This window comes from Paenibacillus sp. GYB004 (genome assembly GCF_036577605.1).
GTDB classification, from domain to species: Bacteria; Bacillota; Bacilli; order Paenibacillales; family NBRC-103111; genus Paenibacillus_AB; species Paenibacillus_AB oceani.
The window spans coordinates 93,627-115,155 of the sequence record NZ_JARBDB010000031.1; the positions used below are offsets into that span (position 1 = coordinate 93,627).

Sequence of the window (21,529 nt, forward strand, 5' to 3'; positions counted from 1 at the left end):
CACCCTTTTTTGGGAAAGACGGCTGCGGCGCGGCAGGGCAGGGAGTTTGCCGATACATACGGTCGACCTATGCTGGAATACAGCGAGACGCCGTGGACTGTGAGCAGCGAGCCCCGAGCTGCGCGTGGTACGGACCAAGACGGATTAAGCCTTGCTAAGCTGCGGGAGTATGGTATGATCGATATGATATATACAGGTAATATACAACAAACATCTTATACCGACAGGAGATGAGACGATGGATGCGCTGACGCCAAATCCGGCGCTGTACAACGTTCCGTTTCGTACGGACAGCTTTCAGGGGATGCCTTACCGCCGACTCGGCGCCACCGGGTTGAAAGTATCGAATATCGGGCTCGGCACTTGGAAAGTCGGGCTTCCGAAAACCGGGGACGGCTCGCGGGTAGGGGAGTCTGAGGCGTTTGCGATTTTCGACCGCGCTTTGGAGCTCGGGGTAACGTTTTGGGATACGGCCAACCGGTACAATCTCGGCTCGGGCAACTCCGAGCGGGTGATCGGCAGGTGGCTGCGCGCCAACTCGGCCCACCGGCGCGATATCGTGCTGGCGACGAAGATGTTTGGAGGTATGGACGGCACCACCCCGAACCATAGCGGGCTGTCCAGATCCAATATCATCGACTCGGTAGAAGCGAGTCTGGAACGGCTGCAGACGGATTGGATCGACGTGTTGTATTTTCACGGCTACGATCCCGATACGCCCCCGGAGGAGAGCTTGGCAGCCGTTGAAGATTTAGTGCGAAGCGGGAAAGTGCGGTATTTCGGAGTGTCGAACTTTACGGCGGAGCAGTTGGAGCAGTACGCGCAGGCCAACGAATCGTTCTCTGTCCGCACCAAGGTGGCGGCAGTGCAAAACCAGTTTGATTTGTTGTACGGGGAAGCTCCCGAACGTCCGGGGGTACTGGAGTATTGTGCGGCCCATGCCGTTTCTTACGTACCGTGGAGTCCTCTGGCCCGCGGACTGCTGACAGGCCGGTACGCCGATCCGGCGAAGGTTGGCCCGGGCGACCGCAGGTATGACGAAGGCGACTGGCAGATCGACGCTCGCACGGCGGAGAAGCTCGGCCAACTGACCGCGCTTGCCCGTGAGCTGGAGATGGGACTCGCCCAGCTCGTCATGGCCTATATGCTCACCCTCCCGGGGATGGGACCGATCATCCCCTCGTCGACAACCGTCTCGCAGCTCGAAGCGAACGCTGCGGCGGGCAAGCTCGCGCTGAACGCGTCGGTGCTGGAGCGGGTACGTGCGATTACGGGTGCATAGGCTTGATCCGGCGGGCGTTTACGCAGATTTTCCCGGAGGTTGGCGAGAAAGCAAGAGCAAGCAAGACTCCTTAACGGAAGCCTCCTCATCCCGATGCAGATCGGGGTGAGGAGGCTTCCGTTTACTCGTGAGCCGCCGACCGAGCCGCCGACCGAGCCGCCGACCGAGCCGCCGACCGAGCCGCCGACCGAGCCGCCGACCGAGCCGCCGACCGGGCCAACCGAGCCGGGCGCTGCACGCCGTCGTCCCTACACCCGGTGCGTTTTTCTGAACTCGGAAGGGTTCATGTTCGTTTGCTGGGTAAATACTTTGCACATATAAAAGCCGTTCTGAAAGCCGTTCAGCTGGGCGATCGTATCGATCGTATAGTCGGTGTGAATGAGCATCTCCTTAATATTGTGAATCCGCACGGAGGTCAAATATTGCAGAGGGCCTTTCTGGTACGCGGCCTGAAACCTTCGGGTCAGCTGCGAGGCGCTCAGCCCGTACCGGACCGCGACCGTCTCCATCTTCAGCGGCTCCGCCGCGTTTTCCTCGATATACGCCGCTACGTTCCGGATCACCTCGTCGATCGGCTTTAACTCCTCTTCCCCGGCTCTCATCGAGTTCAAGCAAAGCAGCAGCAGATCAAACACATAATGTGCCGACAAGTCCTTATCTGCGGAAGCTTGCTTCAAGTAGTCGTAGGTGGAAAGCAGCCGCTGTTTATCGAGGATCAAGACGGCGCCATAGGGCATCGTTTTCGTTTTGGCGGTTTTGGGAACTTCCTGCTCACTCCATTTGAATTCAACAAAATGAAACGATAACGCTGAGGAACTTACTTCGCGCCAAAGCGTAAGCCCGGGCGGTACGATCACGACCTGGCCGAAGCTCGCTTCCCCTTCTTCCTGACCGATCGCGTAACGAAACGCCCCTTCCTCCGGAGCCAGCATGACCCAGTGCGCATACGAATCCGACTCTCGGACAAACTGCGTTTTGGACTCCCCCCAATAGTAATGAACGATTTGATGCGACTCGTTTTTCCTCCACATGACGACACCCCTGCGCAAAAATGTATATAAAATAGTTTAATATCTTCCATTCGTTCTTGTATAGTCTTCTCTTACAATGAAGAGGAAGAGAGGGGAGAACGATGGATTTTCACGGAAAGGTCGCAGTCGTGACCGGCGGGCAGCGGGGTATCGGGAAAGCGATTACCGCCGCGTACCTGGCAGCCGGGGCGAGCGTGGCCGTCATTCATAACGACGAACAGCCGCACCAACCTTCACAGTTTGGACCGGTCGGAGCAGAAGAACGGTTTTTCGAGCTATATGGAGACGTATCGCAGTCCGGCCGGATGAACGATATATTCGGACAGATCGGGGAGCGCTGGGGGCGGATCGATATTCTCGTCAATTGTGCGGGAATAACCGAACGGCTGCCTCTGACGGCTCTAAACGAATCGTCCTGGGAGCGCATGATGGCCGTTAATCTGAAAGGCCAATATTTGTGCGTGAAGGAAACGGTGCCCCTTATGTTAAAAGCCGGCGGCGGCAGCATCATTAATATATCGTCGATCCGCGCCCGGCTCGGATTCGCCTCGGACAGCTGCTACATCGCCGCCAAGGGCGGAATCGAATCGTTTACCCGGGCGCTTGCGGTAGAACTGGCCGGGGACCGGATCCGGGTCAATTGCATCGCGCCGGGCGCCATCGAAACCGATTTTAACCGGGAGCGGCTTCAGGAGCCGGCGATTCGCGAGAGCACGCTCCAATCGATCCCGCTCGGCCGGATCGGGGGGCCGGACGATGTGGCGGGTGCGGCGTTGTTTCTCGCGTCCGATCTATCCGCCTTTATTACGGGGGTTACGATTCCCGTCGACGGCGGCCAGCTTATTAAAGGATGACAGGCGAAAAACAAAATCAAGGGGGAGAACAAGATGGATTGGAAACAAAACTACGAATACGGCGTACCGGTGCCGGAGCTGATTAAACGGTACAAAGAATTATATACGGGAGCCGTATACGATGTTTTGGACCATATGGGCTATCCGAATCAGGCGCTTGCGAACGGCTTGAAACCGGTTCGTCAGGACATGACGCTGGCCGGTCCCGCTTTTACGATCAAAGGCATTCCCGACATTAAGGGCGACGAAGATTTGCGCACGCGGCGCATTCACCTGTTCAACGACATGAGATCGATCGGCTGTCCGCTCATCGATACGCGGGACTGCAGCATGGACACACAGGCGGCCCATTACGGCGAAATGAACGCGGTGCTCGGCAAGGCGTCGGGCGTCGTTGGCGCCGTCGTTGACGGAGGCTGCAGAGATACGGGCTTCCTGGTGCGGGATAACTTCCCGGTATTTTGCCAGTACCAGACTCCGGTGGAAGCGTACATGCGGTGGAGCTATTATGACTGGCAGATGCCGATCGCTCTGAAGGGCGCGCTGACGTCCGTCGTGCCTGTCCATCCCGGCGATTTCCTGTTCGGCGATCTCGACGGCGTAGTCGTCATACCGCGCAAGCTCGTCGTCGAAGCGCTGGAGAAGACGGAAGCGCTCGTGCAGGTGGAGAACCAGGCTCGCGCCGAGTTCGCCTCCGGCGCCGATCCGGTGGAAATTTACAAAAAATACGGGAAGCTGTAGGCTTGCCCGGCAGCCGAGGAGGCGGAACGTTTTGAAAATCGTGGATATGCGAACCCGCTGCGTAGCGATACCGACGACTGCGCAGCTGCGGCACAGCACGGGGGTTCACCCCGGATATTTCATACGCACGGTGCTGGAGCTGATTACCGACGAGGGGATCGTAGGCTTGGGCGAAGTGGGCGGGGGGGACGCTCGCGGAGCTTTGCAGAAGCTGAAACCTAGAATAGCCGGAGAGGACCCGTTCAACTTGGAGCGGATCAAGCTGAAGGTGCTCCGCAGCGTCTACTACATGTCGAATGCAAGGCTCTATGCGGCGATTGAGATGGCCTGCCTCGATATTCAGGGCAAGGTGCTCGGCCGGCCGCTGAATGTCCTGCTCGGCGGTAAAGTCCGGGACGAAGTGCCGATGATCGGATACTTGTTCTGGCGGTACGACCGACCGGGAGGCGGCGACGACCGGTCGGCGGAAGATATGGCGGATCATTGCGAGCAGCTGCATCGGGAGCTCGGCATCACGTCGATGAAGCTGAAGGCGGGCGTGATGGCGCCGGAGGAGGAAGTGCGCACGCTCGAGCTCTGCCGCAAGCGGCTCGGCGACTCGTTCGGCCTGAGAATCGATCCGAACGGAGCCTGGTCGGTCCCGACGGCGATCCGGATGGGGCAGCGGTGCGAGGCGCTCGGCCTGGAATATTATGAAGATCCCTCCTGGGGGCTGGAAGGCAACGCCGCCGTCCGCAGCAAAGTAAGAATTCCGATCGCAACGAACATGTTCCCGAATAAATTCGACGATCTCGGTCCGGCGATCCGGATGGGGGCGGTCGATGTTATTTTGACCGATATCCATTACTGGGAAGGTCCGCGCGGGGTGAAGGATCTCGTCGCCGTCTGCAATACGTTCAACCTCGGCGTAGCGATGCACAGCGGAGTCGAATTCGGCATCGAGCTGGCCGCCATGCTGCATACCGCCTCCACGATTCCGGTCATGACCTTCGCCGGGGACGCCCACTACCATCATTTGACAGACGATATTATAGTTGGCGGCTTGATGCCGTACGAGCGCGGATGCATTCGCGTGCCGGACGGCCCGGGCCTCGGCGTGGAGTTGGACGAGGAGAAGATGGAGAAGTACGAACGGTATTTCGAACAAAAGGGAGATTATTACGCCCGGTTCCATCAAGATGCGCGGAGGCCGGAATGGTATCCGATCACCGGGGGTTTTTAGAGGGTTACTAGAAGGAGGTTACCGAATGATCGACCGACAGCCTTGCAATCCGTCGGCCTCCGGCTCCGCCGGAGAGCTGCTCCGCTTGTTGTCCGGGTTGCCGGAAAAGAAAGACAGGCGGGTCGTCGTAGGCCAGTATATCACCCGGAACAGCCATAATTCGAATCCTTACGACCCGGCCCAGGCATGGGAGCGCTATTACCACGACGTATACCGTCAGTCGGGCGAATACCCGGGCTTGGCCGGCTTCGACTTCAGCGGCCGCAGCGTGGACGGCGCCGGAGCGGACAGCGGTCCCTCCGATTCGAATTGGCGCGAATATGCCGAATACCACCATGAGCAGGGCGGTTTGCTCAGATTTATGTGGCATGCGAGCAATCCTTGGACGCTGGAGACGTCATGGTCGCAAATCCCGCAGGGGGGCGGACTGGAACAGCTGATTACCCCGGGAAACGAGGCTTACGACAGGTGGAACGGCTGGCTGGGCCGGCTTGCGGATCAACTCGAGACTTACGCGAAGAAAGACATTCCCATCATCTGGGGACCTCTGCATGAAATGAACGGCAGATGGTTCTGGTGGGGGACCGGCGCAACCGACCAGTTCCGGGAAGTATGGCGGCACATGTACCGCTATTTCACGGAGACGAGGGGACTGCACAATTTGCTTTGGATGTTTTGTCCGGATGCGAAGGCTGCGTGCGAGCGGGCGGTCGAGCAGTATCCCGGGGGGAGCTGCGTCGATATCATCGCGCCTGATCTATATTACGTATCCGCCGATAGCGGGGCTAGCCCGGCGTTGTACGACGAGTTTTCCGATCAGAAATACGGTAAAATTCTGGGATGGGGGGAAATCGGCGTCAATACGGAAGAGCGGATCGATAACCGGAAATTTATCGAGGAGATCCGCAGCAGATTCCCGCTCGTGACCACGTATATGCAGTGGGGGGACGTATTATCGGCAGGTACGATCAAAACGTTCGCGCTGCCCTCCAACGACTATATGGCGGAGCTGATGCGGGACGATTGGATACTTCCAAGAGGCGAGCTGGCGAAGCTGAAGAACAAATGAGCAAATGAATTCAGCTGCATAGCTTAACGAACCATATCGAATAATCGGGGGGATGTAACAAATGTTCCACAATTCGAACAGAAACAAAGTGATCGCCGGAATCGGAGCGCTCGCGCTGCTCGGTACAGCTTGCGGAGGCGGGCAGCCGAAGGAGCCGGCCGCCGCTTCGGAGAAGCCGGTCACACCGGTCGAGCTCGTCATTTATTCGGAGAGCGGCTGGTCGCAGGAGGAGTTCAACGACCGGTTCGGCGATTCGATCCGCAAGAAGTTTCCGCAGCATACGTTCAAATATATTCAGAAGACGGGTACGGGCACGCTGCTCGCCGATCTCGTCGCATCGGGACAGAAGATCGATATATACTGGGATTCGGTATCCAAAATCGTATCCAACCTCAAAGATATGCGGCTGGAATATGACATGACCGAGCTGATCAAAAAACGGCAAATCAATCTGAATCAGCTCGAGCCGTCCGTTGTTAACTTCGGCAGGGAGATGTCCGACGGGAAAATGTATGCGCTTCCGGTCGTTATCAACACCCAGGCATTGTATTACAACAAAGATATTTTCGACAAGTTCGGGGTTCCTTATCTAAAGGACGGCATGACGTGGGATGAGGTGCTGGACGTTGCCAAGAAGCTGACCCGGAAAGACGGAGCGAACGAATATTGGGGTGTCGGCTTGTACATCGACCAATATTTGCCGCTGAATCCGTTCTCCTTGCCGTATGTCGATCCAAAGACGGAGAAAGCGACGATCCAGAACGAAAACTGGAGGCCTGTGTACGACGTCCTGACGAAGATTTACCAGACTTCGTCGAATAAAATGATGTCGCCGAACGTTTTCGCGACCAAAAAGAACGTAGCAATTACCGTCGCGCTGGGCAATTTCTTCCTGTCCCAGCCGATGGCCGACGTCAACTGGGATATCGTCTCGTTTCCGAAATACAAGGAAGCGCCTCAGCTCGGGCCGCAAACGCTGCCGACTTATTTCGGCATTACTTCCACAAGCGAGCACAAGGAGCTGGCGATGGACGTTATCCAGCATCTGATCAGCGCGGAGAAGCAGACCGAGCTGTCCCGCAAAGGAATCATCCCGGTGCTGACCGACGAAAACGTCAAGAAGCAATTCGGCCAGGATAGTCCGCACAAAAATAAAAACTTGCAGACGATCGTGAACCAGAAGTATTCGCCGATCGCGCCGAAAACGAAATACGACGCCAATGCGATGAAAATTTATATCAAATACGACGTCGATTTGGCGACAGGAAAAGTGGATCTGAATACGGCGTTCCGTCAAATCGAAGAAGAAACGAACAGTATGATCGCTCAGGTCAAGTCGAAATAAGCGGGCGTTCGGACGACCTTTTTGACAACTGCCATGCAACACCGCAGCGTGCGCCGGAGATGGCGCGCGCTGCAACCATTTCCGTTATAAGGCGGGACATTGATGATCCATCGTCCGCATGCGCGGGTCACGGGGTAGGATCGATCATGCCGTTACGGTTCATGAAAAGCTCCATCGCCTCGTTCAGCCAGTCCTCCTCTTCCTTCGAGAACGGGGAGACGACCATGTTCTCCAAGTCCTCCAACTGCACGGACTCGAGGCTGCCGAACCCGTTCATCGCTTCTTCTCCGACGAACTCCAAATTCGCCTTCAAATACCGCTCCATCAGCCCCTGCACCTCCGGATCGCCCGCCGGTTTGCCGAACAGCCTTTTCACTTCGCCGGACAGTTCCAAATACTCCTTGTCCAGCTCCAGTTTGCGATCGTCAGGCTGATCGAACAGCCGGTTTGCGATCTCTTTCGATGTGTGGCGTTCCAGCCATTCCCGCTGCTCGTTCTCCGTCTGGATGCTGTGAATAAGCGTCATCATAATGCTGCTGTCGATGTCGCCCTTTTCCTCAAGCAGCGCAATAGTACGTTTAATCGCTGTGAGGGCGAGGCGGATTTGCTCCTGCTTCTGTTCCAGAGCCTGCTGTTGAAGCGTCAACGTCTCTATGAGGCTCATGTCGAAGCTCGCTTCGCGGAGCAGCGTTTTGATTTGCTCCAGGCTGTAGCCTAGAAATTTCAAGCTGACGATTTTTTGCAGTGTCAGCACGTCCCGGCCGGTATAGAGCCGGTGTCCGGATCCCGGCTGTTTAAGCGGCTCGAGCAATCCGATTTCGTCGTAGTAATGAAGCGTCCGGACCGAGGTGCCGGTTTTTTCCGCGAATTCTCCTATCGAGTAATGCCGGGCTTTGTTATCGTTCATATCATGCTCCTCCTTGTAGCGACTATATATCGATCATAAGGCATAACGTTACTGGAGGTGCAAGCGTTCCTTAACAAAAAAGAAAAGCAGCCGCGTATACATCTTTGGAGGGCCGCCGCCGGTACCGTGTAAAAGTTGGGATATTTAGCTTAAGAAATGCAACGCATTTTCCGGCGGTACGGGTTATACTTGTCGCAAAGCCCTGCGAGGGTTGTCAGGCCGCGGCCGGCATAAACGATGATGCCGTGCACGCAGAAGAGAGGGGAACGAAGAGGATGAGTCGAACTATAAAGCTGGGCATTATCGGTGCAGGAAATATTGGGGCGGTACATGCGACGGAGTTCAGCAAGCTGAAGGAGCGCTGCGAGATCGTGGCGATCTCCGACGTGTCCCGGCCGCTGGCCGAATCGAGAGCGGCGCAGTTCGGCATTCCTTCCGTGGAAGAGAGTGCGGAGACACTGATCGCCCGCAGCGATATCGACGCCGTCGTCATCGGCGTGCCGAACCGCTTCCATGCGGATTTTGCGGTAAGTGCGCTCGAAGCGGGCAAGCACGTGCTGCTGGAGAAACCGATGGGGCTGAACGCCGAGCATGCCAAGCGGATCGTCCGGGCGCAGAACAGCACCGGCAACGTGCTCATGGTTTCGCACCAGATGCGCTGGGACTCGCTGCCGATGCAGGTGAAATCGCAGATGGAGCAGGGCGCGCTCGGCGATATTTATTCCGCCAAGACCGGCTGGTACCGCCGCAAGGGGATTCCCGGCTGGGGCACTTGGTTTACGCGCAAGGAGATGTCCGGCGGCGGACCGCTTATCGATATCGGGGTTCATATGCTCGATCTGGCGTTTCATCTGATGGGCGATCCGAAGCCGGTCGCGGTATCCGGAGCCGCCTACGCCGAGTTCGGGCCGAAGCGCAAAGGCATCGGCTCGTGGGGAACGCCGGACTGGAACGGCGTATGGGACGTGGAAGATTTCAGCACGGCGCTCATCCGGATGGAAAACGGCAGCACGCTGACGCTGGAAGTAAGCTGGGCGGTTCATATGGATACGGACAGCCAGCCGTTCGTCCATCTGTTCGGCTCCGAGGGCGGAGCTTCGATCCGGGGATCGCAGGGCAAGTTTTTGACCGAATCGTTCGACCGCGCGATCGAGGTTGAGCTGAAGACGCCGGAAAAGGACGAAGGAGCGCGGAACCGGATGAGCCGTCACTTCCTCGATTGCGTGGAAAGCGGCAAGCAGCCGATTTCGTCGGCGATCACCGGACTGACGAACAATCTGATTATCGATGCGATTTACGAGTCGTCCCGGACGGGCAGCGAAGTCAGACTGGATTGGGACGGCCTGCGCTGAGGCGATGTATGGACGCTGGACTGAACAATTGGAAGGAGCAAGCGAAATGATTCGAGGATTAACGAGAGCGGGGCTCGGCCAAGTCGGCAGCGACGAGGCGTTTATTGCATTGGCGGCCCGGTACGGCTTCCAAGCTGTCGATATCGATGCAGGCAAGCTGATTGCGGAGAAAGGGGCGGAGGGCGCGGCGTCGCTGCTGAGCTCGCACGGGATGCGGATCGGCTCGATCGGTCTGCCCGTCCAATGGCGGACGACCGACGACGAGTTCCGCAAAGGGTTGCCTGCGCTGGTGGCTGCCGCGGAAGGAGCCCGGCAGCTCGGCTGTACGTCCTGCTGCACGTACATTTTGCCTTCGACCGACGAGCCGGCGGCGCCGTTTATGGCGGCAGCCATCCGACGTCTCCGGCTGTGCGCGCAAATTCTCGGAGCGTACGGCATCCGACTCGGCCTGGAATTCGTCGGGCCGCACCATCTGCGGACACGCTGGAAGCATCCGTACATATGGACGATGTCCGATACGCTCGATCTCGCGGCGGCGATCGGGGAGCCGAATGTAGGTCTGCTGCTGGATGCGTATCACTGGTATACGACGGAGCTCGGCGTGGAGGATCTTCACGCTCTGCGCGCAGATCAGATCGTGCACGTGCATCTGAACGACGCGCCGGACGTTCCGGTATCGGAGGCGCTTGACAATGACCGCCGGATCAGCGGCGAAGGCGTGATCGATCTGGCCGGGTTTCTGAAGGCGCTGCGGCACATCGGTTATACCGGCGTCGTTTCGCAGGAGGTCCTGACCCAGCAGCCTCCGCAAGAGCCTGCTGAAGAGCTCGTGCAGCGGACGGCGGCGGGGTACGACCGGTTGTTCGCGGAAGCGGGCATTGAAGGCTGACAGCTTCGGCTAACGTAGAAGTTCGAACCGCTGTACGGACAATAGGCGCAACAAAAGAGTAAAAGACGCTTCCATCCCGGTTAATGCTGCCGTGGTTCTGGAGGCGTCTTTTTCTAGCATGCAGGCTAAGGTTTCGACCATTTGATAAAAGAAAAAATCCTGTTTTCACAGGATTTTTTCTTATTACTTTTTAACCACAGGCACCCAAAATTCGCCGTAGAAAGTGCCGTCGCCGTTATCTGTGCGATAAGTCGCATTTGGACCGCCGATGTAAGCATAGTCAGTGATTTTGGCCAAGACTTCGCCAAAAGCACGGTAAGTCAGCTGATCAAACAAAGTTTCCTTGTCGCCATTTCCTGCAACCACGATGTACTCGCTCTCCGGAAACTCGATCATGCGGGTTGCGTCAGACACTGACTTGCTTGCTTCTACCGCGAAATAATTCCACGGTTTGCCTTGATAAACCTCGTTGACTGACCATTCGCGATCGTCTTTTGCGGCGTCTTTGAGCTTATCGAAACGCCCGTCCGCCTTGAGTCCGCCCCAAAACTCAGCTTTCTCCTTTTGCAAAGCTTGCATGTCTTGGAAATTCGAATGAATGGAAAAACCATAAGCGGTCAATGTGAATGATTTTTTGTGTTCAATTGTGTAATCTGTCATGGGAGTGCTCCTTTTATCCAGGTTTAACTTCCGCTACAAAATTCCATTAATCCCCAAATCGTCAAACAAGAAACCTTCTTTGCCGCCAAAAGCTTCATTAGCCTTCGATTTTTTTGGCACGAAGCCACATTTCACCATAGAATTCACCGTTTTCGGCTGCTTTGACAAATGTTGAGTTACCGGGACCTACGTATTTGTAGTCTGTGATTCCTTGCAACAAGCCCCCGAAAACGTTGCCTGTGATTTCGTCAGTAAGGCGGTTTTTGTCAGCGCCTGTGCCAGGCACGACGAGGTAGTCGCCAGCGAGGAAATCGAGGACGACCGCGCCTTCCGCGTCGAACTCGCCCATCACGCCGAAGCCGCGCCAAGCCTTGCCGTCGATGACGTAGTTGATTTGATATTCTTGCCCGTCAGCGAGCGCGAGAAGTTCAGCTAGCTTGCCGTTTTCAGTGATTTCAGCTTTTTTCGCTGCAGTTTTTGCTGCATTGCCTGCCCAGTCGTTGTAGTCTTCAAGTAAAACACCGAAAGCAGTCATTTTGTAGTTTTCTGAGATTGTTTTGATGGAGTAGTTAGACATTTTGTTCTCTCCTCGCGGATTTATTTTTTACAAGATTGATTCTATTTGCCGAATGTATCAGAAAATGATACTTTTTATTGCCTCTTAAAATCGCCAGAATTTTCAACCTATCTATGGAGGAAATTTAGTTCATTTCCTATTTTCAATCATAAAATGTAAATCTGTCAGCACTGGCTTTATTTTTGCTACATTTTTGATACAATAAAAACCATGAGGAAAACAGAACGAGTGAACCTGATTATGCGCTACATCAATAACCGCGCGCATTTTACGATTGCTGAGATTCAGCGGGAGTTCAAGATTTCCCGAGCGACGGCGATTCGCGACATTAACGAGATTCAGGCGATGGGTTTTCCGCTGACGACCGAGCTGGGGCGCGGTGGCGGCTACTATGTCCTTCAAAATCAGTATCTGCCCGCCGTCCGCTTCACGCCAGATGAGCTGAAGGCGATTTTTATCAGCTTTATCGCCTCGAAAAATTCGCAGCTGCCGTATCTGCAAAATCGCCGTTCTATCACTGAAAAACTCATCGGCATCGCGTCGCAAACCCAGCAAGACGAGCTGATCGAGCTGAATAATATCCTGCTTTTTGAAAATACAAACCCTGGAAATCCGAACCTCTTGGAGCTTGATGATGCAGCGCCTGCGGGACTGAACCAGCTGATTTCGCTTGCTGTGCGGGATAAGCACTTGCGCTTGACTTATGAGCTGAGTCCGGGCTGGCCGCAGTTAATGGATGTTTTTTTGCTGCATATTTTTAACTCGAACGCTCAGTGGCTGGTCGAAGTTTATGATTTTGATACGGATGAGTTTCGTTATTTGCCTGTTGCGATGCTGCGGGATTCGGCAATTTCTGGGCAGGAGATGAAGTGGTCCGAGCAAGAGATTATAAGCAAAAAACGGCTTGGTGCACGAGAGTCCAATCTGGTTGTGAAGCTTGATTCGACTGGGATTCAGCGCTTTAAGCGTATGCACCCGCCGGGGATTATCTTGTCCTTTACTGGGATGTTTCAGTCGAGCGGGATTTTCAATGTTCAGTTGGATGTGACCGATGTCGAGGGGCTGACGTATTATGCGGATTGGCTTTTGTTTTTGGGGAAAGGGGTCGTGTTTGAACGGATTCCTGCTGAGCTGCGCGTAATTTTGGAAGAGCGTTTAGGGGTACCGCCAACATTTTAACCTTGGGGATTAAGAGGGCGAAATGAATCGACCATATCAAGCTGTATCCTGTCGTCTTGTCGGAAACCGATAACGCTCCAGCGACGCCGATCAGTATCCATAACAACGGGTTTATCCGGTATCCAAACAAATCGGCGCTCTGCTGGGACAATTGGTTCGTTCCCAATGCAGAGACGGTCAAAAACGCGGCAGAGGCATCTTTATCTTCATGAACAAATTCGGCAACGAATCGATCAAAGAGTGAAAAGCCCCGGTCACATTCGTGAGACCGGGGCTTTACTTCTGCGCTGCTCTAAGGGGGCGGATGCGGAAGGACGGCGGTTTACGGCCGCTTCGGTTCCTCCGACAGCCTGCGGTAATCGTTCGGAGTGGTGCCTTTTTGCTCGCGGAACAGCCGGGAGAACGTGTTGTACGAGCCGTAGCCGGCTTCCATGGCGATATCGGCGATCTTCATGCCGGTCGAACGGAGCAGCCCGCAGGCGTGTCCGAGCCGCACGTCGTGCACGTGCTGGAGAAACGTCCGCCCGGCTTTTTTCTTGAACAGAGCGCTCAAATAAGCCGGACTGATGCCGAAATGCCCCGCCACCGAGTTCAAGGTCAGCTCCTCCTTGAAATGATGCTGGATATACCGGATGATGTCCAAATACAGGCGGCTCCCCGTCGTCGCTGCCGCTGCCGCGCGGTCGCTGGCCGCCTGCTTCCGGCTCCGGTCGAATTCGATCAGAATGTCAAGCAGCGTCACTTTCATTTTCAGCTTCCTCCAGCTGTCGGCTCTCCCATACTCTTCATAAAACCGGTCGAACGACCGCTTCATGGCTGATGCCGCCACTTCCTCGAACTGATGGTAAGCAGGCAGCGACGGATCGGAGCCGGCCAGCATCCGCTGGAGCACGGCTTCCGTTTCCAGCTCCGCAAACAGACCTGCGGAGAACCGGACGTTATACAGCACGAGCGGCTCTCCAGGCTCCGTGTGCAGCTCGTGGATCTGGTACGGCAGTATAAAGGTGAACGTCCCCGGCTTCATCGGATGGACCGTTCCGTTGATCGTCTCTGTTCCTTCGCCGCTGATCACATACGACAGCTCCAAATAGTCGTGCCGATGTGCCGGATAACCGCTTTCCAGCCGGTTGATCGTATAGTCCAAAGGGAAGGCCGAGTCCATATTTCGGTATTTATCGATATAAAGCGGAAGATAAGTCATCGGATAGTCCTCTCTTCATGCGGATGCTGTTGGATGTTTACTTCTGCTTCGCGCCGCTTTTTCCTGGTTCCGCGCAGTTCCCGTTTTTGCCCCGGCTTAGTCTGGCAACCCCGTTATTCCCTCTTGCAGCGCCGGTTTTTTCACGTCACTTTCATAACCTTCATATATTATAAAATGAATCGTCGTGCATGAGCGAAAATTCTGAAAAAAAAGATTGCTGACGGCGGAATTGCTGATAAAATGAGGGAGAGACATAGTGCAACCATCATAAGTCGCAGCATCCGAACTCGAAAGGAGAAACGCGATGGTACTCTTACCGAAAGTGAACGAGCTCGGTTTTTTTGAAATCCGCCTTGAATCGATCGGCGGACTCGGCGCGAATTTGGCAGGCAAGATGCTTGCCGAAGCGGGCGTTATGGGAGTCGGCTTGAACGGAGTGAGCTTCTCGTCGTACGGCTCTGAGAAAAAAGGGTCCCCGGTCAAGGCGCATATCCGTTTTTGCGATATGGATACGTTCATCCGTGATACTTCTCCCGTGGAACGGCCACATGTAGTCGGTATTTTTCACGAATCTTTATCGAAAACGGTCAATGTAATCAGCGGCATCTATGAAGACAGTATTGTGCTAGTAAACTCGACGCGGACGCCAGACGAATTGAAGGACAAGATGAAGCTGAAGGGCGGAACGATTGCCGTCGTAGATGCGATCGGCATCTCGCTCGAAGAGAACAACCGGGTCAATATGGCGATGCTGGGGGCCTTGTTCCGGTTGTGCGACTTTTTGGATGCGGAAGTCATGAAGGGTGTCATTCGCAAATCGCTCGAAAAGAAATACCCCCAAGCGGTCGGGCCGGCGCTGCGGACGTTTGAGAGGGGTTATAATGAAGTTCGCTTCCAGACGTACGCGCTGCCCGAGGGCGATGTGATGCCGGCTTTTGTCCGTCAGGACACTCCGGTTCTCGGCTACGAGACTCAGCCTATGGGCGGTGTCATTACGAATCCGGGCAACAGCATTCTGAAAGATTTGAGCATTTCCCGGGCCGGGATGATGCCGCACTTCGACGACGAGAAATGTATCCATTGCGCGGCTTGCGACAACGTATGCCCGGATTTTTGCTTTGTGTGGGACGAACAGGCGGACAAGAAGGGACGGCCGCAAATGTTCCTGCAAGGCATCGACTACCAATATTGCAAAGGCTGCCTCAAGTGCGTAGTCGCTTGTCCGACCGAAGCGCTGTCCAAATCGCGCGAGGAAGACGGCTACGCCGAGCAGCATCGGGTGCCGCACCGGTTCGACCGGGCGATCGTGTAGCTTCCCCATTTCCAGCCGAAAGGGTGACAAGGGCACATGGCAATTGACATGAAGCGCGAAGAGCAACGCACGGGTACAGTCGAGCAGCGCGTCGTATACGAATCCGGCAATGAAATGGCTGCTTACGCAGCTCATCAGATCAACTATCATATTATGGGATATTTCCCGATCTCTCCTTCGACGGAGGTCGCCCAATTTCTCGATTTAATGAAAGCGAACGGACAGCACGACGTCGTGCTGATTCCCGCGGACGGCGAGCACGGCTCGGCCGGCGTCTGTTACGGCGCTTCGGCGGCGGGCGGCCGCGTATTTAACGCGACAAGCGCGAACGGTTATTTGTATATGATCGAGCAGATGCCGGTTCAGTCCGGCACCCGCTTTCCGATGGTGATGAACCTGGTCTGCCGTTCGGTATCCGGTCCGCTGGACATTCACGGCGATCACTCGGATCTGTATTTTGCGCTGAACACCGGCTGGCCGATCGTGATGTGCCGCGATCCGCAGGCGGTCTACGATATGAACATCATCGCGCTGAAACTGGCGGAAGACCCCGAGGTGCGCTTGCCCGTGCTGGTTGCGTCCGACGGTTATTTCACGTCCCACCAGAAACGCCGGGTCATGACGTTCGCACACCGCGATGATGTGCACAAATTTATCGGGGCACAGCCCGCGCGCGGTTATCCGGATGTGCTGGACCGCAACAATCCGATCACTGTAGGGCCGTACATGAACGAGCCGGACTACATCAACAACTGTTACCAGCAGTCGATGGCGATGTACAATGCGGAGCACGTCTATGACCGGATTCGCCAGGAATACGCCGAGCTGACCGGCCGCGATTACCCGATCCTCGACCTGTACCGGATGGAAGACGCCGAGGTGGCCGTGTTCCTGATGAACTCGGCATCGGAGATTATCAAGGATGTCGTCGACCAGCTCCGCGCCAAAGGGATTAAGGCCGGTTCGATCGCGCCGAACATGATCCGTCCGTTCCCTCAGAAGCAGATCGCGGAAGCGCTCAAGGGCGTCAAGGCGATTACGGTCGGAGACCGGGCCGATTCGTACGGCGGACACGGCGGCAATATGGTCAACGAGATCAAGGCTGCGCTGTTCACGCACGGCAACCGGGATACGCTTGTGATCAGCCGGGTGTACGGGCTGGGAGGCAAAGACTTCTACGCCGAGGACGGCCACAACTTGTTCCAGTTCGCCATCGAGGCGGCGGAGAAAGGGTATGTGGCGAAGCCGTTCGACTACTATGGCCATACGCCGGGCGATCCTGCGAAGGCGCCGAAGCGCGTGTTGAATCCGATGAAATACGAGGATTTGAAAACAGGCCTGATCACCGTCACGCCGGATGCGGCGTCCGGCAAGCTGAACGTGCGCATTCCGCCGCTGCGGTCGCTCACGAAGAAGCCGAAGCGGATCGCGCCGGGTCACGGGGCGTGTCCGGGCTGCGGGATTTTCTCCGGGCTGGAGCTGTTCTTCAAGGGCATCGAGGGCGATATCGTCGCCTTGTTCCATACCGGCTGCGCGATGGTCGTGACGACCGGTTATCCGTACTCGGCTCACAAAGCCACGTACATTCATAACTTGTTCCAGAACGGGGCGGCTACCTTGTCGGGCGTCGTCGAGATGTTCTGGGAGCGCAAGCGCAGAGGCGAGCTCGATTATCTCAACCTGCCGGACGATTTCACGTTTGTGATGATTACAGGCGACGGGGGAATGGACATCGGGATGGGACCGGCGATCGGCGCCGCGCTTCGCAATCACAAGATGATCATCCTCGAGTACGACAACGAAGGGTACATGAATACAGGCGCGCAGCTGTCGTATTCGACGCCGATGGGGCACCGGACCTCGACGTCCAACGTCGGCAAGAAGCAGGCCGGCAAGCTGTTCCATCACAAGGATACGGCGCAAATTATGGCCGCGACGAACATTCCGTATGTGTTCACCGGATCGGAATCGTACCCGCAGGATCTTGTCAAAAAAGCGGCCAAAGCGCAATGGTACGCGCAGAACGAAGGGCTCGTCTACGGCAAAATCCTGATCACCTGCCCGCTCAACTGGCTGTCCGACGATCAGGAAGGCACGAACATTATCGATGCCGCCGTGTGCTCGAACTTCTTCCCGCTGTACGAGATCGAGCGCGGGATTACGAATATTACGTACAATCCGGAAGAGAAAAACAAAAAAGTGACCGTCGCCGAATGGCTCGGCTCGATGGGCAAGACGAAGCATATGACGAAGCCGGAAAACGCGGAGGCGCTCCAATCGTTCGAGCAAGAGGTGGAACGCCGCTGGAACCGGCTGAAAGCGAAGCACGAGAACCCTTATTTGTAAACGGCTAGGAAACGCGCCGTGCCCGGATCGGGTCGCCCGCCGCCGCTGGGCAGAGAGACACCGCGTGGTTCGAATACAGCGACACAGCGTTTGGCGGGAGCTCTCTTCCACATCGCGCGGTGTTTCCGGCGCACAAGGCCCGGTCGCGAGGCGGCAGTCGTACATGTAAGACAGAGCTGGAGGTGCGCGGTGCCATACGTATTAAAGCATGCGGGAAGCTCGGAACTGTTCGCCTGCAGGCTGGTCAACCGCTATGAGCTGGACTATTTCGGCGTGAAGGACTGGGAGGACGAGTCGGCCGCGCGGGAGGAGAAGGATTCCTTCCTCGCCGGCCGCGGAGTCCCGGACGCCCCGGACTGGGAAATCGCCGAGCTGGAAGAAATGAAGCTGAAGATGTGCAACGTGAAGCTGCGCAACGATCCGTCCAACCGCGTTTATGTAGGCGGGGATGGCACGATTCGTGTGGAGAAGCGTTGAAAGCGGATTTACAACAGAGTCTCTGGCGGAAGCCGGGGGCTTTGTTGTTTATGCGACCTATCTGATCCGCAGCGTCTGAACGGGGAGTTGCGGCAGTTACGGAATTGGGCTTGGCAGCCGCTCCCCACATCTTGACCGCTGACCCAGTGCTTCCCAAGCTCAAGCTGCTCAAACAAACTAAATAACGGTCTTTGTCGAGGCTGTCGATTCAATGTGTAGAAGTGATAGCAGGGCGTTCCAAGTGAAAAGTTACCTTCTTCTGCTCAAACAGGTTGTCCGGAATCCCTTGATTGAATAAGGATTGTAAGGTAGGGGATTCCAGACAAAACTCGCCAGAAGGTAATCTTTTCCCTTTCCACTTGGTTGTCCATAATGAATCGACAGGCTCTTTGTCACCCCTTATTTTTCGGTAGGATGGGCATTGCATTTTCCCCATATAGCGGATGATTGTACCTCCTATTTACTGGCAAAAAGACCGGAGTTGGGGCTATCAAGCTGAAATAATAGATTACAAAAAATTCCATTTCAGGAGTTTAGTCAAAGTCGCCTAAAATAGCAAATAGCATGTACAAAAGCCTCTTATTATCAGACCGCCGCGCGAAATCCCCGTTCGCCCCACTAACAGGTACAAACCACATCCAAGCAAGCAAGCATTCTCAACCCCATACTTCCCCCAAAAAAACGAATGTAGCTTGCCCTGCCACCTCCCTGACACCGGGTCACCGCCATAGGGTGCGTCTGTCTCCGATCGGGATCGACTTGATCCCCATCTCAAACTGGAACAAACTCCGACAAGTGTCCCACTAGGCAGGAATGCCCAGACAAATGTCGAAAAGAGGGAGACAGCGAGTTGCTTGAGTTACTATAACAGGGGGGAACCAGATGTGGATGGACCGATGATTATTACGCTTGGTACGCTGGCGCTGGCGTCTGCGTTATTCATATCCGGCAAAATACGTTCGGATTTGGTTGCGATCGGGTCGTTGATCGTGTTGATGCTGTTTCAAATTTTAACGCCGGGCGAGGCATTGTCCGGTTTTTCGAACTCGGTCGTCATCATGATGATCGGCCTGTTCGTAGTCGGGGGCGGGATCTTCCAGACCGGCCTCGCCAAGATGGCGAGCAGGCAGCTGCTCCAGTTGGCGGGCAAAAGCGAGACGCGCCTGCTCATCATGGTGATGCTCGTCACGTCGGCGATCGGCGCGTTCGTAAGCAACACGGGGACGGTGGCAGTGATGCTGCCGATCGTCGTCAGTCTGGCGATGAGCGCCCAGACGAATCCGGGCCGGCTGCTGATGCCGCTCGCATTTGCAAGCAGCCTCGGCGGGATGTTGACGCTGATCGGGACGCCGCCGAACCTCGTCATTCAAGAAACGCTCCAAAATGCCGGCTACGGCAGCTTGTCCTTTTTTTCGTTTACCCCGATCGGATTGGTATGTTTGGTTACCGGCATCGTGGCGCTGCTCTTCCTGCGCCGGTTTTTGCCGAAAAACGAAGAGGGCGGCGATAAGAAGCACAATGGCCGGACGTTGAAGGAGCTGGCGCGGAAGTACCAGCTGTCCCGGAATTTGTTCCGGATTCAGGTTGGCGCGGATTCTCCGATTCAGACGAAAACGCTGCTGGAGCTGAATATCCCGGCTTCGTTTGGCATTAACGTCATTGAGATCCGGCGCAAGACGTCGGCGAAAAATCAGTTTTTCAAAACGATCAACCAGGAAATCGCCGGACCGGGAACGGTCATTCAAGAAGATGATATTTTGTACGTAAACGGTACTTTCGAGCACGCACAGCGGTTTGCGGAGACGTACGGCTTAGTGCTGCTCGACCGGCAAGCTCCGGAGAACCAGCCGCGCGCAAGCGCGGAGCGGTACGCGACTCACGATGTAGGCATTGCGGAAGTGATGCTGACGCCGAATTCCAGACTGATCGGCCAGCTCGTCAAACAATCCGGGTTTCGCGAGAAATACCGGATCAACATTTTGGGCATTCAGAGGAAGGAGCAATATTTGCTTCACAATCTGAAGGAGGAGAAGATGCGGTTCGGCGATGCGCTGCTCGTCCAAGGGACGTGGAAAGACATTGCCCTGCTCGCGGCGGAACAGGCGGACGTCGTCGTAGTCGGCCAGCCGATCGAGGAATCCCGCAAGGTGACGATGGACCACAAAGCTCCGATCGCCGCCGGCATCATGCTCTTAATGGTGCTGCTCCTGATCACCGAGCTTATTCCGGCTGTCGCGTCGGTCATGATCGCCGCTGTGCTGATGGTGGTATTCGGCTGTGTGCGCAATATGGAAGAGGCATACAAGACGGTAAACTGGGAAAGCATCGTGCTGATCGGCGGGATGATTCCGATGTCGATCGCGATCGAGAAGACGGGCGCTGCGAAGCTGCTTTCCGAAGGGCTCGTCGGCTCGCTGGGCGGATTCGGGCCGATAGCTTTGCTGGCAGGCGTTTATTTTACAACGTCGATCTTAACGCTGTTTATTAGCAATACGGCTTGCGCTGTCTTATTTGCCCCGATCGCGCTCACGGCCGCGGTCCAGCTGGGCGTCAGCCCGATGCCGTTCCTGTTCGCCGTCTCGATTGGGGCCAGCATGTGCTTCGCGTCGCCGTTCTCCACGCCGCCTAACGCGCTTGTAATGTCGGCCGGCCGGTATAAGTTCAGCCATTACTTAAAGGTCGGACTGCCGCTGCAGCTGGTGATGGGGATCGTGATGGTTGCCGTGCTGCCGTACTTTTTTCCTTTCTAAAAAAGCAGGAGCCGCTTCCGTTGGACGTTTAAAGTCCGGGAAGCGGCTTTTTTTACGAGTAAAGTACAATTGGGACAGCACGTTGTTATCATCTGTCGGAGATTGTCCGTAATGAACCGGTTATCAACTGCAAGTTGCGGAAGAATGATTTCCTCTATTTCCGCAAAGTACGTCATTTTCACGCTATAACGGAAGTCCGATTTCCGTTATTTTCGCTACACTGGGTAATATAGGCAGTAATACGGGAAATAGCGGAACAGTTTCTTCCGCTATGCGTCTAATTCCCGCTATTGGAAACAGATAGCGGAAGTTTTTCTTCCGGAAGCAGCTTCACA

General features: G+C 55.6%; 18 protein-coding genes. 13 read left to right on the forward strand and 5 right to left on the reverse strand.

What is annotated here, in order from left to right:
- The first annotated feature begins 238 nt into the window (after positions 1 to 238).
- The gene (locus PV433_RS13975) at positions 239 to 1,282 is read left to right on the forward strand and encodes an aldo/keto reductase (protein ID WP_332072700.1); all 1,044 of its coding nucleotides are present in this window, start codon (positions 239 to 241) and stop codon (positions 1,280 to 1,282) included.
- 248 nt (positions 1,283 to 1,530) lie between these two features.
- On the opposite strand, the gene PV433_RS13980 is transcribed toward PV433_RS13975, so the two are convergent.
- A complete protein-coding gene (locus tag PV433_RS13980; RefSeq protein WP_332072701.1) occupies positions 1,531 to 2,313 on the reverse strand; it encodes a helix-turn-helix transcriptional regulator in 783 nt (260 codons plus the stop codon).
- 101 nt (positions 2,314 to 2,414) lie between these two features.
- On the opposite strand from PV433_RS13980, the gene PV433_RS13985 reads away from it, so the two are divergent.
- The 5 genes from PV433_RS13985 (at position 2,415) to PV433_RS14005 (ending at position 7,544) form a co-directional block, all read left to right on the forward strand.
- Positions 2,415 to 3,167, forward strand: coding sequence for an SDR family NAD(P)-dependent oxidoreductase (locus tag PV433_RS13985; RefSeq protein WP_332072702.1), 753 nt, complete (start codon positions 2,415 to 2,417; stop codon positions 3,165 to 3,167).
- A 33-nt stretch (positions 3,168 to 3,200) separates the two neighbouring features.
- Positions 3,201 to 3,908 carry an RraA family protein gene (locus PV433_RS13990; RefSeq protein WP_332072703.1) on the forward strand — a complete coding sequence of 236 codons (708 nt, stop codon included), beginning with the start codon at positions 3,201 to 3,203 and terminating at the stop codon, positions 3,906 to 3,908.
- Between the two features lie 40 nt (positions 3,909 to 3,948).
- A complete protein-coding gene (locus PV433_RS13995) occupies positions 3,949 to 5,130 on the forward strand; it encodes an enolase C-terminal domain-like protein (RefSeq protein ID WP_332072723.1) in 1,182 nt (393 codons plus the stop codon).
- A gap of 25 nt (positions 5,131 to 5,155) precedes the next feature.
- Positions 5,156 to 6,199, forward strand: coding sequence for a glycoside hydrolase family 26 protein (locus PV433_RS14000; protein WP_332072704.1), 1,044 nt, complete (start codon positions 5,156 to 5,158; stop codon positions 6,197 to 6,199).
- A 61-nt stretch (positions 6,200 to 6,260) separates the two neighbouring features.
- Positions 6,261 to 7,544, forward strand: a complete 1,284-nt coding sequence (locus tag PV433_RS14005) for an ABC transporter substrate-binding protein (protein ID WP_332072705.1) — start codon at positions 6,261 to 6,263, stop codon at positions 7,542 to 7,544.
- A gap of 127 nt (positions 7,545 to 7,671) precedes the next feature.
- Here the strand turns inward: PV433_RS14005 and PV433_RS14010 are convergent, their stop codons facing one another.
- On the reverse strand, positions 7,672 to 8,451 hold the full coding sequence (locus PV433_RS14010; RefSeq protein WP_332072706.1) for a MerR family transcriptional regulator: 780 nt from the start codon (positions 8,449 to 8,451) through the stop codon (positions 7,672 to 7,674).
- A 275-nt stretch (positions 8,452 to 8,726) separates the two neighbouring features.
- On the opposite strand from PV433_RS14010, the gene PV433_RS14015 reads away from it, so the two are divergent.
- Positions 8,727 to 9,803, forward strand: coding sequence for a Gfo/Idh/MocA family protein (locus tag PV433_RS14015; protein ID WP_332072707.1), 1,077 nt, complete (start codon positions 8,727 to 8,729; stop codon positions 9,801 to 9,803).
- Between the two features lie 46 nt (positions 9,804 to 9,849).
- Positions 9,850 to 10,692, forward strand: a complete 843-nt coding sequence (locus PV433_RS14020; protein WP_332072708.1) for a sugar phosphate isomerase/epimerase family protein — start codon at positions 9,850 to 9,852, stop codon at positions 10,690 to 10,692.
- A 183-nt stretch (positions 10,693 to 10,875) separates the two neighbouring features.
- Here PV433_RS14020 and PV433_RS14025 read toward each other — a convergent pair whose 3' ends face one another.
- Together PV433_RS14025 and PV433_RS14030 are read right to left on the reverse strand one after the other, a co-directional pair.
- The gene (locus PV433_RS14025) at positions 10,876 to 11,352 is read right to left on the reverse strand and encodes a GyrI-like domain-containing protein (protein WP_332072709.1); all 477 of its coding nucleotides are present in this window, start codon (positions 11,350 to 11,352) and stop codon (positions 10,876 to 10,878) included.
- Between the two features lie 97 nt (positions 11,353 to 11,449).
- Positions 11,450 to 11,929, reverse strand: a complete 480-nt coding sequence (locus PV433_RS14030; RefSeq protein WP_332072710.1) for a hypothetical protein — start codon at positions 11,927 to 11,929, stop codon at positions 11,450 to 11,452.
- Between the two features lie 228 nt (positions 11,930 to 12,157).
- Between PV433_RS14030 and PV433_RS14035 the strand changes: the two genes are divergently transcribed.
- Entirely contained in the window at positions 12,158 to 13,108 is a 951-nt protein-coding gene (locus PV433_RS14035) for a helix-turn-helix transcriptional regulator (protein WP_332072711.1), read from the forward strand.
- A 322-nt stretch (positions 13,109 to 13,430) separates the two neighbouring features.
- Here the strand turns inward: PV433_RS14035 and PV433_RS14040 are convergent, their stop codons facing one another.
- On the reverse strand, positions 13,431 to 14,309 hold the full coding sequence (locus PV433_RS14040; RefSeq protein WP_332072712.1) for an AraC family transcriptional regulator: 879 nt from the start codon (positions 14,307 to 14,309) through the stop codon (positions 13,431 to 13,433).
- Between the two features lie 304 nt (positions 14,310 to 14,613).
- On the opposite strand from PV433_RS14040, the gene PV433_RS14045 reads away from it, so the two are divergent.
- From PV433_RS14045 to PV433_RS14060, 4 genes are all read left to right on the forward strand, one after another.
- Positions 14,614 to 15,621 carry a 2-oxoacid:acceptor oxidoreductase family protein gene (locus PV433_RS14045; RefSeq protein ID WP_190924239.1) on the forward strand — a complete coding sequence of 336 codons (1,008 nt, stop codon included), beginning with the start codon at positions 14,614 to 14,616 and terminating at the stop codon, positions 15,619 to 15,621.
- A gap of 36 nt (positions 15,622 to 15,657) precedes the next feature.
- Complete coding sequence (locus tag PV433_RS14050; protein WP_332072713.1) at positions 15,658 to 17,967, forward strand: thiamine pyrophosphate-dependent enzyme; 2,310 nt, start codon at positions 15,658 to 15,660, stop codon at positions 17,965 to 17,967.
- A gap of 189 nt (positions 17,968 to 18,156) precedes the next feature.
- Positions 18,157 to 18,444 carry a hypothetical protein gene (locus PV433_RS14055; RefSeq protein ID WP_332072714.1) on the forward strand — a complete coding sequence of 96 codons (288 nt, stop codon included), beginning with the start codon at positions 18,157 to 18,159 and terminating at the stop codon, positions 18,442 to 18,444.
- Positions 18,445 to 19,328: 884 nt separating this feature from the next.
- Positions 19,329 to 21,194 (forward strand): SLC13 family permease, encoded by a 1,866-nt coding sequence (locus PV433_RS14060; RefSeq protein WP_332072715.1) that lies wholly within the window; start codon positions 19,329 to 19,331, stop codon positions 21,192 to 21,194.
- Positions 21,195 to 21,529: the final 335 nt, after the last annotated feature.

Bases quoted from the DNA above. Each gene is read 5' to 3' on its own strand.
- PV433_RS13975 (WP_332072700.1), top strand. From the start codon at position 239: ATGGATGCGCTGACGCCAAATCCGGCGCTGTACAACGTTCCGTTTCGT.
- PV433_RS13980 (WP_332072701.1), bottom strand. From the start codon at position 2,313: ATGTGGAGGAAAAACGAGTCGCATCAAATCGTTCATTACTATTGGGGG.
- PV433_RS13985 (WP_332072702.1), top strand. From the start codon at position 2,415: ATGGATTTTCACGGAAAGGTCGCAGTCGTGACCGGCGGGCAGCGGGGT.
- PV433_RS13990 (WP_332072703.1), top strand. From the start codon at position 3,201: ATGGATTGGAAACAAAACTACGAATACGGCGTACCGGTGCCGGAGCTG.
- PV433_RS14000 (WP_332072704.1), top strand. From the start codon at position 5,156: ATGATCGACCGACAGCCTTGCAATCCGTCGGCCTCCGGCTCCGCCGGA.
- PV433_RS14005 (WP_332072705.1), top strand. From the start codon at position 6,261: ATGTTCCACAATTCGAACAGAAACAAAGTGATCGCCGGAATCGGAGCG.
- PV433_RS14010 (WP_332072706.1), bottom strand. From the start codon at position 8,451: ATGAACGATAACAAAGCCCGGCATTACTCGATAGGAGAATTCGCGGAA.
- PV433_RS14015 (WP_332072707.1), top strand. From the start codon at position 8,727: ATGAGTCGAACTATAAAGCTGGGCATTATCGGTGCAGGAAATATTGGG.
- PV433_RS14020 (WP_332072708.1), top strand. From the start codon at position 9,850: ATGATTCGAGGATTAACGAGAGCGGGGCTCGGCCAAGTCGGCAGCGAC.
- PV433_RS14025 (WP_332072709.1), bottom strand. From the start codon at position 11,352: ATGACAGATTACACAATTGAACACAAAAAATCATTCACATTGACCGCT.
- PV433_RS14030 (WP_332072710.1), bottom strand. From the start codon at position 11,929: ATGTCTAACTACTCCATCAAAACAATCTCAGAAAACTACAAAATGACT.
- PV433_RS14040 (WP_332072712.1), bottom strand. From the start codon at position 14,309: ATGACTTATCTTCCGCTTTATATCGATAAATACCGAAATATGGACTCG.
- PV433_RS14045 (WP_190924239.1), top strand. From the start codon at position 14,614: ATGGTACTCTTACCGAAAGTGAACGAGCTCGGTTTTTTTGAAATCCGC.
- PV433_RS14050 (WP_332072713.1), top strand. From the start codon at position 15,658: ATGGCAATTGACATGAAGCGCGAAGAGCAACGCACGGGTACAGTCGAG.